Here is a 12,653-nt window from a genome sequence, read left to right on the forward strand (position 1 = left end):
TGGATGGCGCGTCGTGGGCGATTCAGCCGCCAGCCTTGACTTTCGGGGGCGATGATGGGCCTTTCCCCGCTCCTAATTCACGCTGTTCGACAGCCGTTTTCAGACGAAAATCCGATATGCACGCCTATCGCTCCCATACCTGCGGCGCCCTCCGTTCGACGGATGCGGGCGCGAATGTTCGTCTGTCGGGCTGGATTCACCGCAAGCGCGACCACGGCGGCCTGCTGTTCATCGACTTGCGCGACCACTACGGCCTAACCCAGCTGGTCCTGCACCCCGAAACGCCGGGCTTTGAAGTGGTCGAGCGCCTGCGCGCCGAAAGCGTCATCAAGATCGACGGCGAAGTGGTCCTGCGCGAAGGCTCGACCGTCAACGCCAACCTGCCGACCGGCGAGGTCGAGGTGCGCGTCCTGTCGGTGGAGGTGCTGTCGGAAGCCGCCGAACTGCCGTTGCCGGTCTTCGGCGAGCCGGAATACCCCGAAGAGATTCGCCTCAAGAACCGCTTCCTGGACCTGCGTCGCGAGACGCTGCACCGGAACATCGTCCTGCGTTCGCGCGTGATCCAGTCGATCCGCAACCGCATGTGCGCCCAGGGCTTCCTCGAGTACCAGACCCCGATCCTGACGGCCTCGTCGCCGGAAGGCGCGCGCGACTTCCTAGTGCCGTCGCGGATGCACCCCGGCAAGTTCTACGCCCTGCCGCAGGCCCCGCAGCAGTTCAAGCAACTGCTGATGGTGTCGGGCTTCGACCGCTACTTCCAGATCGCGCCCTGCTTCCGCGATGAAGACCTACGCGCCGACCGTTCGCTGGAATTCTACCAGCTCGACGTGGAAATGAGCTTCGTCACGCAGGAAGACGTCTTCCAGGCGATCGAGCCGCTGATGCACGGCCTGTTCACCGAGTTCGGTGAAGGCAAGCCGGTGTCGCCGATCGACGGCGTGCAGACCTTCACCAACGACTTCGGCCAGACGATGGAGCACAAGGGCTTCGAGCGTCTGACGTTCGAACAGTCGATGAAGTGGTACGGTTCGGACAAGCCGGACCTGCGCAACCCGATCAAGATGCAGGACGTGTCGGAGCACTTCCGCGACGGCGGTTTCGGCCTGTTCGCCAAGATTCTGGGCGCGGACGAGAAGAACGCCGTCTGGGCCATCCCGGCGCCGACGGGTGGTTCGCGCGCCTTCTGCGACCGCATGAACTCCTGGGCGCAGGGCGAGGGCCAGCCGGGCCTGGGCTACATCTTCTGGTCGGACGACCAGCAGTCGTGGGGCGGCCCGATCGCCAAGAACCTGGGTCAGGAGCCGACGCAGGCCCTGATGACCTCGCTGGGCCTGGGCAAGGGCGACGCGGCCTTCTTCACCGCCGGCCTGCCGTCGGTCTTCGCCAAGTTCGCCGGTCTGGCCCGCACCCGTGTCGGCACGGAGCTGAAGCTGGTCGACGAGGACCAGTTCAAGTTCTGCTGGATCGTCGACTTCCCGATGTTCGAATGGTCGGAAGAAGAGAAGAAGGTCGACTTCAGCCACAACCCCTTCTCGATGCCGCAGGGCGGCATGGAGGCGCTGGAGACGCAGGATCCGCTGACCATCCGCGCCTATCAGTACGACATCGTCTGCAACGGCTATGAGCTGTGCTCGGGCGCGATCCGGAACCACAAGGCCGAGATCATGTTGAAGGCCTTCGAGATCGCCGGCTATGACGCTTCGGTGGTTGAAGAGCAGTTCGGCGGCATGCTGAACGCCTTCCGCTACGGCGCGCCGCCGCACGGCGGTCTGGCGCCGGGCATCGACCGCATCGTCATGCTGCTGGCCGGCGAGCCGGCTATCCGCGAGGTCATCGCCTTCCCGCTGAACCAGCAGGGCCAGGATCTGCTGATGAGCGCCCCGGCCGAGGCCGAGGAACGTCAGCTGAAGGAGCTGTCGATCCGCACCCAGCTGCCGATCAAGATCTGATCGCGGCGACAGCGATGAATTGGAAAAGGGAGGGGGCGACCCCTCCCTTTTTTGCGTCCGGGTCTTAGTTGCCCGAGGTGATGACCAGGTTGCGCTGGCGCGGAGGAATGGGCGGAACAGGCGGCGCGGGCGGCGTGCGGATGACGCGGACGCCGCCGCGGCAGTTTCGGGCCGTCAGGCCGCCCGGAAGGCGGGTCGAGGCGTCGCCGCAGGCCTCTTCGACCTGATCGGCCGTCAAGCCGCGCGCGCGGGAGAGATCCAGGCCGCGAATGTCGGTGCGGCGCAGGGAGGCGTCGCGGAAATCGGTGCGATTGAAGCTGCCGCCGGACAGGCGTGCGCTGTCCAGGTCGGCGTCGCGGAAGGTGGCGTTGTCGAAGTTTCCGCCCGACAGGTTGGACGCCTTGATGTCGGCGCCGGTGAAGTCTGCGCCGCTGGCGTTCACATTGGCCAGGGTGGCGCCGAAGATCTCCGCATCGTTCAGGCGGGCGCGGACCAGGACGGCGCTGTTCATGTTGACGCCCTGAAGCTCGGCGCCGGTCAGATTGGCGCCGGTCAGATTGGCCCGGATCAGGACGGCGCCGGTCGCCTCTGCGCCCATCAGTTGGGCGCCGGTCATATTGGCGGTGGTGAAGGTCGAACCGACCATCTCGATCCCGCGCATGTCGGCCCGGCTGAAGTCGGCGCCGACGAAGTTCGAACCGACCAGTTCGGCGCCGCGCAGATTGGCCCCGACCAGGGTGGCGTTGGCGAAGTTGGCGCCGGTCAGGGTGGCGCCGGACAGGTCGCGGCCCGACAGTTCGCAACGGACGCAACTGCCGCCCAGGGACACCATGCGGGCGACGTCGCGATCCTGGGACGAGGTCATGTCCACAGCGCCGGCCAGGACGGGGGCGGCCGTCGTCAATCCCACAAGGGCTGAGGCGGCGAGGGCCAGACGGCGCAGGGGTGAAATCGAGCGTTTCATCACCCCTCTTGAATGCGCCTTAGTCCGTAAAAACCCTACTTAAATCGCGGTAACGAAGGCGACGCTCAACAGGCGGGAATGCGTAGTCCCGAAGGCAGAACCGTGTTCTGGTCGCCGCAGGCCTGATTGAGCTGCGACTGGGTCAGGCCGCGCGCGCGCGACATCTCGGCGCCCGACAGATTGGTCCCGTTCAGCTTGGCCCCGGCGAAGGCGGCGCCTTCCAGATAGGTTCCGACGAAGCTGGCGTTGGTCAGGTCCGCCCCGGTGAAGTTCGAGCTGGACAGGACGGCGCCGTAGGCCTCGACGTCGCGCAGGTCGGCGCGGCTGAAATTGGTGCGGTTCATCACCGACAGGCTGATATCCGCCTGACGGACGCGGGCGCCCGCCAGGTTCATGCCCGTGCGCTCCAGGCCCGAGAAGTCGCCCTGGAACAGGTTGCAGCCGGGGCAGGAGGCGCCGCGACGCACCTGGCTGATCTGAGAGGCGTTCTGCGCCGAGGCGGGCAGGGCCGTCAGCGTCAGGCCGACGGCGGCGAGAAGGGCGATTGCGGGACGGATCATGCGGATGGCTCCAGGCTTTGCCGCCTCGCAGCAAGAAGCGGGCCGCCGTTTCGGGACAGTGCGTCCCGCTTTGGCCGCTTGACGGTCAGCCCTGAACCTTGGGCGCCGCGCCGCAGGCGCTGCAGACCGGCGTCCCGTTCCGGTCCGACAGCATCAGGTCGCCGCACTCGGGACAGGGGCCGGCCTGCGCCTGCGGCGTGGTGCGCGGCGACGGCTCCTTCCGGCCGAAGGGGGCGACGATCAGATTGTCGGGCGCCGCGCCCCGCGCAAAGCCCTTGGAGATGAAGCGGGCGGCGGGCACGGGTTGGGGCGCGTCGGTCGGGGCGCCGTCCATACCGTCCAGATTGGCGGCCTCGGGCGTGACCTGGGCCAGTTCGCGCCGATCCAGATAGGAGACGCCCAGCTCGCGGAACACATAGTCGAGGATGGAGGTCGCCGAGCGGATCGAGTCATTGCCCGTGACGCGCCCCGACGGCTCGAAACGGGTGAAGACGAAGGCGTCCACGAACTCGTCCAGCGGCACGCCGTATTGCAGGCCGATGGAGATGGCGATGGCGAAGTTGTTCATCATCGAGCGGAAGGCGGCGCCTTCCTTGTGCATGTCGATGAAGATCTCTCCCAGTTCGCCGTCTTCGTATTCGCCGGTGTGGATATAGACCTTGTGGCCGCCGACCGAGGCTTTCTGGATATAGCCTTTTCGGCGGTCGGGCAGGCGGCGGCGGGTGCGGTCGCGCTCGACCACCTTCTCGACCACGCGCTCGACGGTCTGGGGCGCGGCTTGCGGCGGCGTCTCGGCGCGGCGGGGGGCCTCCACCTCGGGAAGGGTCAGGCGGAAGCTGAGCGGGGCTTCCGCGCGACGCAGGGCCACGGCGCGGCGATTGTCACGCGCGCCGTCGGCGATGGCGCGGCTGATCTGCATGGCGTCGGAGCGCCAGTCCAGCAGGCGGGGGCGGGCGTCGGGCGCGTCGCTGAACGGCTCGATCGCCTGGCGCAGAACCGCCTCCAGATCGGCGCGCGGCGTCGCCAACAGGGCCGTTAGCGACGGCGGCGCCTGATCCCAGTCCGACAGGTCCGGTCGGCCGAAGACATAGGCGGTCGCGGCTTCGATCTCTTCGGCCGTGAAGCCCAGGCGGGGCAGCAGGGCGCCTTCGTCCGGCGTCAGCCCCAGCACGTCGCCGATGAAGCCTGCGTCCAGCACCGGCGGAGCGAAGGCGGGCCCGAAGTCTTCGACCAGAGCCAGGGCGCGCTCGATGGCCTCCAACTCCAGATCGGTGAACCCCAGTTCGCGCAGGCGTCCGTGGCTCACGCCCGGCGCCTCGGCCAGGGTGCGGCGGCCGAACAGATGGCGTTCCGCCGTCTCGACATCGCCGCCCGCCGTGACAATGGCGGCGGCCAGGGCGGGCCTCAGGCGTCGGGCGATTTCGTCGTCGGCGGTCTGGAACACATCCGTCGCGCCGAACGGCGACAGGCCTAGCCGCAGGTCCAGCTCGGCCTCGTCGACGAACAGGCCGATCACGGCGTTGCGGCGCCCGTTCGGCTCCAACGCGGCGGCGTCGCGCCCTTGCGCCTGAAGCACGGCGATGACGTCATCCTTGGCGGTCGCCCATTCGGGGCAGGGCGCCAGTCGGGCCGCCAGCTCGCCGGAGGTTTGGGACGCCATGTCAGCGACGCGCCGCCCGAGGGCGGACGCCTGCGCGGCGGGGTCGGTTCCGTCCTGGCCGACCGCCCAATCCGCTAGGCCGCCGAGACCCAGGGCGATAGGCCGCGCGGCCTGCGTCTCGGCCTGGCCTGCCTGGTCCAGTTCGATATCCAGCGCCGTGGTCCACAGGGCGACCAGCGCGTCCAGGGATGCGTCGAAGTCCGCCCCCGCCAGCGCCGCCAGCGCAGGCAGGTTCAGGATCGCGCGCGCGCCCGTCTGGGCGGCGGCCATGGCCTCGGCGTCGGCGGGCGAGAAGACGACCACGACCGGGCCTTCCTGTGCCGCCTCGGCCACGGCGGCGGTTCGGGGATCCCCCGAGGCGGTCGTGTCGCGCGCCGCCAGCACGGGCAGGGCGGCGGGCTGTTCGGCGGCTTCGATCGTGAGATCGGCGGGCTCGCCCTGAATGGCGCGCAGGATGTCGGCGTCGCCGGCGCCGCAGCGGCGCGCCGCCACGGCCGCGCGGGCCAGGGCCGGGTTGGCGGCGGGATCGGCGCAGGCCTCGCGCGGGCCTTCGCAACGGGAGACGGCGTCGGCGACCTCGCCCAGCGCCTTGGCCAGGGCTTCGGTCGCGCACGAGGACAGGCGACGCCCGCGCCAGGCGGCGGCCTGGGCCGACAGGGCCTGCGTCGCATCCGGCTCGGACAGGTCGATCAGCGGCCGGAAACCGTTCGTCGTCGGCAGGGCGGGCGCGGCGAGGCCCAGCAGCACGGACGCTGCGAGTTCAGCGGCGAATCGCTCGGCCTCGGCGGCGGTGGCCAGGGCGCCGTTTTCGCGCCCATCAGATGCGAGTCGCGCGGCCCAGCCGTGGATGGCGTCGTCGAGGGCATGGGAGGGCGACGGCGCCTGGCTTTCAGCCCAGTCCAGCCAGGCTTCGACGCGAACGTCAGTCCACCCGGTGGGCGCTATGACCGGCGTCAGGGCGCGGCCGCGCTCGATCTCGCGGGGCTCGAAAGCGAGCGTCGCGGCGAGAGGAGCAAAGCGAGCCTTGAAGCGCATTCCACGTCTCCACGCATGTCGTCTGAACCAGCTTACCGACAGATCTGACGGGCGTTCAACGTATGTTGTGGTTTGCGCGGGGGTTGCCCACAAGATGTTGAGGCGCTTCCCTTGCGCTCCATGCTGGACGTAGGGCGTCGCGGTTTCTATGATCGCGCCGCGCCGCCGGACCTTCCCTGGGCGGTGGATTCGAGTGAGTTCGACGACGTGCTGAGCAAGATCTTCACCTGGTGGAACGGCGCCACGATCGGCACCCTGTTCACCGTCGGCAAACGCGGCCAACTGGTCGGCACGGACGAGTTCGGCAACCGCTATTACGAATCCCGCGACGCCGTCAGCTATGACGGCCGCAAGCGCCGCTGGGTCATCTATGACGGCTACGCCGAGGCGACCAAGGTGCCGCCGGAATGGCAGGGCTGGCTGCGCTACACCTATGACGAGACCCCGGCCGAGCGCCCGCTGCCGCGCCAGGCGTGGGAAAAGGATCACCTGCCGAACCTGACGGGCACGCCGATGGCGCGCCGTCCGCAAGGCTCGCTGGCCGCCCTGGGCCAACGCCCGGCCGCCACCGGCGACTATCAGGCCTGGAGCCCGGAATGACCCTTCGCCATGTCCTGCTGGCCGGGGTGGTCGTCGCGGGACTGGCGATCTCGGGCGTCGGCGTGGCCAGCGCCCTGATGGACCTGCCGCAGGACGCGGCGCCGGCCCCGGCCGATCCGATCGGCGACCTGCTGCGCGACACCGGCCGCACGCCGCTGCAACCGACCCAGCCGCAGACTCCGCCCGCCAACGGCGGCCAGTCCCCGGCGACGAACCCGGCGGCGCCGACCGCGCCCGCGCAACCGGGCGTCCCGACCGTCGCAGTCCAGGGACAGGAAGTCGCCGTTCAGGAAGAAGTGCCGGAAGACCTGACCGCCGAAGAGGAAGAGGCCGCGCCCGCGCCCGCCGCTCCGACCACGCCGCCGGGCGTGCGCCAGCGCCGTCGCGTCGCCGTCATCCAGGCGGTCGACAAGACCACGGCCGAGACCATGCGGTTCGAGGTCGAGGTGGGCGGTCGCCCGGTGCGTTTCGGCAAGACCCTGATTTTCAAGGCTCGCGCCTGCGAAGTCTCCGCTTCGGATGAAATGACCGAGGACGCCATCGCCTATATGGAGGTCGGGGTTCAGCCGCGCGGCCTGGCGGCGCCGACCGAGGCCCGTCAGGTCTTCAAGGGCTGGATGTTCGCCTCGTCGCCCAGCGTCAGCGGGCTGCAACATCCGATCTACGATGCCTGGGTGGTCGGCTGTAAGGGCTAAAGGGCGCGCGAATGACGCATCGGAAATCCCCCAAGAAAACGGAAACCGTCGAAATTCGGCTTTCGCACGCCGCCAAGACCGCCTTCATGGCGCGATGCCGGGCCCAGGGCATGACGGCCAGCGAGGCGATCCGACGTTTCATTGATGCTGATCGGGCGGATGTTCGCGTTGCGCCGTGGCGCCAGATATGGATCGCAGCGGTCGCCGGGTTGGCGTTGGGTGCGGTTGCCGCGCCGTCGCTGGCTCAGAGCCTCTCGCCGTCGCGCGCCGCATTCGATCGTCTGGACCGTGACCGGAACGGCGTCGTCACCTTTGAAGAGTTTCGCGCTCGCTAGAGCGAAATCGGTTCAGATGCGATTGCATCTGAACTCAGATACTCGCTCCAGCATCAATGCTGGAGCCTGATTCACGGCATCAGCGGAATTGCGAAGCGATTCCGCCTCAACCGATCAGACTCTAGCGGATGGGTTTCAAAAACCGGTCGGTCTGAAGGTTCAGCCACGTCCCGGGTCTGGTCAGGCCGGCGCCCGGTTCCCATGACGCAAGCACGATCTCCGCTCGGCCGATGATGTTCTCGGCCGGCAGCAGGCCGACGCCGACCTCGGCGGGCCATCGGCTGTCCAGCGAGTTGTCGCGATTATCGCCCATCACGAAATACCGGCCCGCCGGCACGCGATAGACGTCGGTGTCGTCGCCGGGCTGAGAAGGGCCGCCATCGTAGGTGACATAATCTCGACCGTCGCCCAGCGTTTCGCGCACGGCCAGCACCTGTCGCTCGGGCGCGTCGTGATCCTGGGTCAGACCCAGGGGCGTGCGTTTGACGGCGTGTCCGTTGATGAAAACCTGGCCGCTTCGAACCTGAACCGTATCGCCTGGCAGGCCCACGACGCGCTTGACCCAGGCGGTTGACGGGTCGTTGGGCCGACGAAAGACGACCACATCGCCCCTGGCCGGCGAACGCGCCAGAAGCCGCCTCGGCTTTATGGGCGGGTTGAACGGCAGCGACGCCGTGCTCCAGCCGTAGCTGTACTTCGACACGACGATGTAGTCGCCGGTGACAAGGCCCGGCTCCATCGACGAGGAGGGGATGGTGAACGGCTGGAACAGCACGGTCCTGACGACGAGGACGAGCAGCAGGGCGTAGGCCAGGGTTCGAGCGATATCGACGGCTTCACGGCGCCAGGCGGACGGTGCGGCGACAGGGGCGTTGGTGAAATGGGTCATGACGCCATGGCGCGCCGGGTCAGTCGGGAAGACCAGCCTTATCGTGTCCCGACAGTTGCAAAACCTGTCCGGACACGGCCGCCGCCACGGCTTCGACGCCTGTCAGCGGCACGAACAGAGTGGTGGGGTCCGGTACGACCTTCAGGGCCGGAGCCAGCATCCGCAGATAGGCTTCCTGCGGCGTCTCCACGGCGCCGAACTGGCTGAGGTGCTCGGTCAGGAATTGCGCGTCCAGCAGGCGCCAGCCGCCCTTTCTCAGTCGCGCGACCAGATGGACCAGGGCGACCTTGGAGGCGTCCGTGGCCCGGCTGAACATGCTCTCGCCGAAGAAGGCGCCGCCCAGCGTCACGCCGTAAAGGCCGCCGACCAGCGTCTCGTCGCGCCAGCACTCGATGCTGTGGGCGAAGCCGCGCTGATGCAGTTCGACGTAGAGGCGGCGGATCGGGGCGTTGATCCAGGTGTCCTCGCGTCCCGGCGCGGGCGCGGCGCAGGCGTCCAGCACGGCGGCGAAGGCCGTGTTCACCCGCACCTGAAACGGCTCGCCCCGCACGGTGCGGCGCAGGCGTGACGGAATGTGGAAGCGATCCAGCGGTATGACGCCCCGCTGGTCCGGCTCGACCAGGAAGACGCGCGGATCATCGTGCGCCTCGGCCATGGGGAAGACCCCCCGCGCGTAGCAGGCGAGCAGCGCTTCCGGTCCGAAGACATCGGAAGGGCCGCTCGCGCTGAAGCCCGGCTCGTCCAAAGGGCGCTTAGGCCTTGGCCTTGCGCGCCGCCGCCCACTTCTCCAGCCAGTGGATGTCGTAGTCGCCCGACAGGATGTCCGGCTCCTGCAACAGCTTCTGGAACAGGGGGATGGTGGTGTCGACGCCGCTGATGACCGTCTCGCCCAGCGAACGCTTCAGGCGGGCCAGCGCCTCTTCGCGGTCGCGGCCGTGGACGATCAGCTTGCCGATCAGGCTGTCGTAATAGGGCGGGATCGAATAGCCGGCGTAGATGGCGCTATCCAGACGCACGCCCAGGCCGCCCGGCGCGTGGAACTCGGTGATCGTGCCCGGGGACGGGGTGAAGGTCTCCGAGTTCTCGGCGTTGATCCGCACCTCGATGGCGTGGCCCTTGAACTCGATATCGTCCTGCGTGAACGACAGCGGCAGACCCGCGGCGATGCGGATCTGTTCGCGTACCAGATCGACGCCCGTGATCATCTCCGTAACCGGGTGTTCGACCTGCAGGCGGGTGTTCATCTCGATGAAGAAGAACTCGCCGTCTTCCCACAGGAACTCGATGGTTCCGGCGCCCAGGTAGCCGATGGCGGCGATGGCCTTGTTGACCGTCTCGCCGATCTTGGCGCGGCCCTCGGCCGACAGGGCGGGCGAGGGGGCCTCTTCCAGCACCTTCTGGTGACGGCGTTGCAGCGAGCAGTCGCGTTCGCCCAGGTGGACGACGTTGCCGTGGCTGTCGGCGATGACCTGGATCTCGATGTGGCGCGGCTTCTGGAGGTAGCGCTCCATGTAGACGGCGCCGTTGCCGAAGGCGGCCAGGGCCTCGGTCTGGGCCGTCTGGACGGCCTCGACCAGGTCGTCAGCCGTCATCGCCACCTTCATGCCGCGCCCGCCGCCGCCGGCGGCCGCCTTGACGATCAGGGGGAAGCCGATGGTCTTGGACGCTTCGATGGCCTGTTCGACCGTTTCGACCTCGCCGTCAGAGCCGGGGACGACGGGGATGCCTGCGTCCTTGACCGTCTGCTTGGCGGTGATCTTGTCGCCCATGACCCGGATATGCTCGGGCTTGGGGCCGATGAAGGCCAGGCCGTGGGCTTCGACGATCTCGGCGAAGCGGGCGTTTTCCGACAGGAAGCCGTAGCCGGGGTGGATTGCCTGGGCGCCGGTGATTTCCGCCGCCGCGATGATCGAGGGGATGTTCAGATAGGACTTGGCCGCCGGCGCGGGGCCGATGCAGACGCTCTCGTCGGCCAGGCGCACCCACATGGCGCCCCGGTCGGCTTCCGAGTGCACGGCGACGGTGGAGATGCCCATCTCCTTGCACGCGCGGTGGATGCGAAGCGCGATCTCGCCGCGGTTGGCGATCAAAACCTTGGTGAACATGGGGCTCAGGCTTCCAGCACGACCAGGGCTTCGCCGAACTCGACCGGCTGGGCGTCGCCCACCAGGATTTCGGCCACCACGCCGTCGCGCGGCGCCTGGATCGGGTTCATGGTCTTCATGGCCTCGACGATCAGCAGGGTCTGGCCCTTCTTGACCTTGTCGCCGGCCTTGACGAAGGGGTCCGACCCCGGCGCGGGCTGCAGATAGGCGGTGCCGACCATCGGCGACTTCACCTCTTCACCGGCGCGGGCGACGATGGTGGCCGGGTCCGACGGCATGGAGAGCGGCGCGGCGGCGGCCGGCGCGGCGTGGGCGACCGGGGCCGGTGCGGCGGCGTACTGGATCGGGGCGGCGGCGACGGTGACTTCGCGCTTCACCTTGATCTTCAGATCGCCGCGCTCGACTTCGATCTCGGTCAGGTCGGTGTCGTTGAGGATGTCGGCCAGGCTGCGGACCAGGTCGGCGTCGATGTTCTTGTTCTTGTCGTCGGACATGGGGGTCTCTTCTACTTGATCTTCAGACGGCGCGCGGCGGTCAGCCCTTGGCCCCGGCGCGGCGCGCCAGGTCCAGAGCGGCCCGGACGGCCAATTCATAGCTGCGGGGGCCGAAGCCGGCGATGACGCCGGTCGCGGCCAGGGAGACATAGGAGTGATGCCGGAACGCCTCGCGCGCGGCGGGGTTCGACAGGTGGCACTCGACCACGGGGATGCTCAGCGTCTTCAGCGCGTCCAGCAGGGCCACCGAGGTATGGGTGAAGGCGGCCGGATTGATGACCAGGGCGTCGGCCCCAGTCCTGGCTTCTTGAATCCAATCGACCAGCTGGCCTTCATGATTCGACTGATGGAAGATCACGCGGGCGCCCTCGGCCGCCGCCTCGCACATGGCCTGAACGTCGGCCAGCGTCTCGCGGCCATAGATATCCGGCTCCCGAACCCCCAGCAGGTTCAGGTTCGGCCCGTTCAGGACATACAGGGTGAGAGTTTCGGGCATTCGCTCGCAAAACAGGCGCGCCGCCGCGCGGAATCGAGCGCGCGTTGTAGCCCAGGTGGCGCGTGGCGCAAAGCGGGCGGGGAAAAAGGGTGACGCAGGGGGAGGTTGGGCGGCGGTGAGCGGGCCTTCTCAAGCGCCGTTAGGGATGGGAAGCGGACATACAGGCGCTCGCCTGCTACGCTCACAAAATGTCATTCGAAAATGCTTGGACGAAGTATCACGCTGGGCAACGGCCAGTCGGCTGGATGCTGCGAGAAGGCGGGGCGAAAAACTGGTTGCGCTTTCATTCGCTGCCCGCCTCGAAACGCTATGCTGACACCAACGGCGAGCGTGCAATTCTATTGGCTCGTCAAAACGCGCTCGCTGAGGAAGTGCTTGGCGCGGACCCATGCTGGCTTGTTCAGACCCATTGGACGACGCACGCCAATGAGAGCGACGCAGCAGATCAATACGATCCTTTCCGGGCCACCCGCGAGTTGGGGTTGGATTTTGTCTCAACGTTTCTCGTAGATGACGACGAAGAAGATCGTCCGTGGCGGGTGTATGCAACCCAAACCAATTGGTCGCCTGGTCGGTTTGACGATTTGCTTCTTGCAGTGGCGGACGAGAAGGCCGGGCCGACGCTTTGGATGGCTGCGAATGGTGCGATCTTCGCTCCTTATGACGGCGGCGTTGATCTCTTTCTGCCCGACGTTGCGCAAGTCCAGCGAATGGCAGAACGACACAAGGATTGGCTCTCGCCGCATCTTCTAGGGCTATAGACGGGATGTCTGCTCAGGGTCGAAAACGGTTTTAGACCGTGGATTTGATGTCCCGCACGAGAACCCCCATTATCAGACGTCTCCGGGAGGCTCTGCCTCTTCCCCTTCAT

General features: G+C 67.7%; 13 protein-coding genes. 5 read left to right on the forward strand and 8 right to left on the reverse strand.

The window, feature by feature from the left end:
- Positions 1 to 116 precede the first annotated feature (116 nt).
- Positions 117 to 1,949: an aspartate--tRNA ligase gene (gene aspS, locus EGK63_RS02670; protein WP_125899787.1), complete on the forward strand. Its 1,833-nt coding sequence runs from the start codon at positions 117 to 119 to the stop codon at positions 1,947 to 1,949.
- Positions 1,950 to 2,013: 64 nt separating this feature from the next.
- On the opposite strand, the gene EGK63_RS02675 is transcribed toward aspS, so the two are convergent.
- From EGK63_RS02675 to EGK63_RS02685, 3 genes are all read right to left on the reverse strand, one after another.
- Positions 2,014 to 2,913: a pentapeptide repeat-containing protein gene (locus tag EGK63_RS02675; RefSeq protein WP_125899788.1), complete on the reverse strand. Its 900-nt coding sequence runs from the start codon at positions 2,911 to 2,913 to the stop codon at positions 2,014 to 2,016.
- Between the two features lie 65 nt (positions 2,914 to 2,978).
- Positions 2,979 to 3,473, reverse strand: a complete 495-nt coding sequence (locus EGK63_RS02680) for a pentapeptide repeat-containing protein (protein ID WP_125899789.1) — start codon at positions 3,471 to 3,473, stop codon at positions 2,979 to 2,981.
- 85 nt (positions 3,474 to 3,558) lie between these two features.
- Entirely contained in the window at positions 3,559 to 6,168 is a 2,610-nt protein-coding gene (locus EGK63_RS02685) for a TSCPD domain-containing protein (RefSeq protein WP_125899790.1), read from the reverse strand.
- Between the two features lie 207 nt (positions 6,169 to 6,375).
- Here EGK63_RS02685 and EGK63_RS02690 point away from each other — a divergent pair, with 207 nt between their 5' ends.
- The 3 genes from EGK63_RS02690 to EGK63_RS02700 all read left to right on the forward strand — a co-directional run bounded on the left by EGK63_RS02690 (position 6,376) and on the right by EGK63_RS02700 (position 7,798).
- Entirely contained in the window at positions 6,376 to 6,768 is a 393-nt protein-coding gene (locus tag EGK63_RS02690) for an NADH:ubiquinone oxidoreductase subunit NDUFA12 (RefSeq protein ID WP_040346802.1), read from the forward strand.
- Positions 6,765 to 7,463, forward strand: coding sequence for a DUF2155 domain-containing protein (locus EGK63_RS02695; protein WP_125899792.1), 699 nt, complete (start codon positions 6,765 to 6,767; stop codon positions 7,461 to 7,463). The genes EGK63_RS02690 and EGK63_RS02695 overlap by 4 nt, the downstream gene beginning before the upstream one ends.
- A 110-nt stretch (positions 7,464 to 7,573) precedes the next feature.
- Entirely contained in the window at positions 7,574 to 7,798 is a 225-nt protein-coding gene (locus EGK63_RS02700) for an EF-hand domain-containing protein (protein ID WP_371412900.1), read from the forward strand.
- Between the two features lie 121 nt (positions 7,799 to 7,919).
- On the opposite strand, the gene lepB is transcribed toward EGK63_RS02700, so the two are convergent.
- The 5 genes from lepB to aroQ are packed head-to-tail and all read right to left on the reverse strand — an operon-like array spanning position 7,920 to position 11,782.
- Entirely contained in the window at positions 7,920 to 8,687 is a 768-nt protein-coding gene (gene lepB, locus EGK63_RS02705) for a signal peptidase I (protein WP_125899794.1), read from the reverse strand.
- A gap of 19 nt (positions 8,688 to 8,706) precedes the next feature.
- Positions 8,707 to 9,432, reverse strand: a complete 726-nt coding sequence (gene aat, locus EGK63_RS02710; protein ID WP_125899795.1) for a leucyl/phenylalanyl-tRNA--protein transferase — start codon at positions 9,430 to 9,432, stop codon at positions 8,707 to 8,709.
- Between the two features lie 7 nt (positions 9,433 to 9,439).
- Positions 9,440 to 10,792, reverse strand: coding sequence for an acetyl-CoA carboxylase biotin carboxylase subunit (gene accC / locus EGK63_RS02715; protein ID WP_125899796.1), 1,353 nt, complete (start codon positions 10,790 to 10,792; stop codon positions 9,440 to 9,442).
- 5 nt (positions 10,793 to 10,797) lie between these two features.
- On the reverse strand, positions 10,798 to 11,286 hold the full coding sequence (gene accB, locus EGK63_RS02720; RefSeq protein ID WP_125899797.1) for an acetyl-CoA carboxylase biotin carboxyl carrier protein: 489 nt from the start codon (positions 11,284 to 11,286) through the stop codon (positions 10,798 to 10,800).
- Between the two features lie 40 nt (positions 11,287 to 11,326).
- Positions 11,327 to 11,782: a type II 3-dehydroquinate dehydratase gene (gene aroQ / locus EGK63_RS02725; protein WP_125899798.1), complete on the reverse strand. Its 456-nt coding sequence runs from the start codon at positions 11,780 to 11,782 to the stop codon at positions 11,327 to 11,329.
- Positions 11,783 to 11,970: 188 nt separating this feature from the next.
- Between aroQ and EGK63_RS02730 the strand changes: the two genes are divergently transcribed.
- The gene (locus EGK63_RS02730; protein WP_125899799.1) at positions 11,971 to 12,543 is read left to right on the forward strand and encodes a hypothetical protein; all 573 of its coding nucleotides are present in this window, start codon (positions 11,971 to 11,973) and stop codon (positions 12,541 to 12,543) included.
- Positions 12,544 to 12,653 lie beyond the last annotated feature (110 nt).

Source organism: Brevundimonas sp. 357, assembly GCF_003938605.1.
In the GTDB taxonomy this organism is placed as follows: Bacteria; Pseudomonadota; Alphaproteobacteria; order Caulobacterales; family Caulobacteraceae; genus Brevundimonas.

Coding starts and splice junctions, on each gene's coding strand:
- EGK63_RS02730 (WP_125899799.1), top strand. CDS start 11,971: ATGTCATTCGAAAATGCTTGGACGAAGTATCACGCTGGGCAACGGCCA.
- aspS (WP_125899787.1), top strand. CDS start 117: ATGCACGCCTATCGCTCCCATACCTGCGGCGCCCTCCGTTCGACGGAT.
- EGK63_RS02680 (WP_125899789.1), bottom strand. CDS start 3,473: ATGATCCGTCCCGCAATCGCCCTTCTCGCCGCCGTCGGCCTGACGCTG.
- EGK63_RS02695 (WP_125899792.1), top strand. CDS start 6,765: ATGACCCTTCGCCATGTCCTGCTGGCCGGGGTGGTCGTCGCGGGACTG.
- EGK63_RS02700 (WP_371412900.1), top strand. CDS start 7,574: ATGACGGCCAGCGAGGCGATCCGACGTTTCATTGATGCTGATCGGGCG.
- accB (WP_125899797.1), bottom strand. CDS start 11,286: ATGTCCGACGACAAGAACAAGAACATCGACGCCGACCTGGTCCGCAGC.
- aroQ (WP_125899798.1), bottom strand. CDS start 11,782: ATGCCCGAAACTCTCACCCTGTATGTCCTGAACGGGCCGAACCTGAAC.
- lepB (WP_125899794.1), bottom strand. CDS start 8,687: ATGACCCATTTCACCAACGCCCCTGTCGCCGCACCGTCCGCCTGGCGC.
- accC (WP_125899796.1), bottom strand. CDS start 10,792: ATGTTCACCAAGGTTTTGATCGCCAACCGCGGCGAGATCGCGCTTCGC.
- EGK63_RS02675 (WP_125899788.1), bottom strand. CDS start 2,913: ATGAAACGCTCGATTTCACCCCTGCGCCGTCTGGCCCTCGCCGCCTCA.
- EGK63_RS02685 (WP_125899790.1), bottom strand. CDS start 6,168: ATGCGCTTCAAGGCTCGCTTTGCTCCTCTCGCCGCGACGCTCGCTTTC.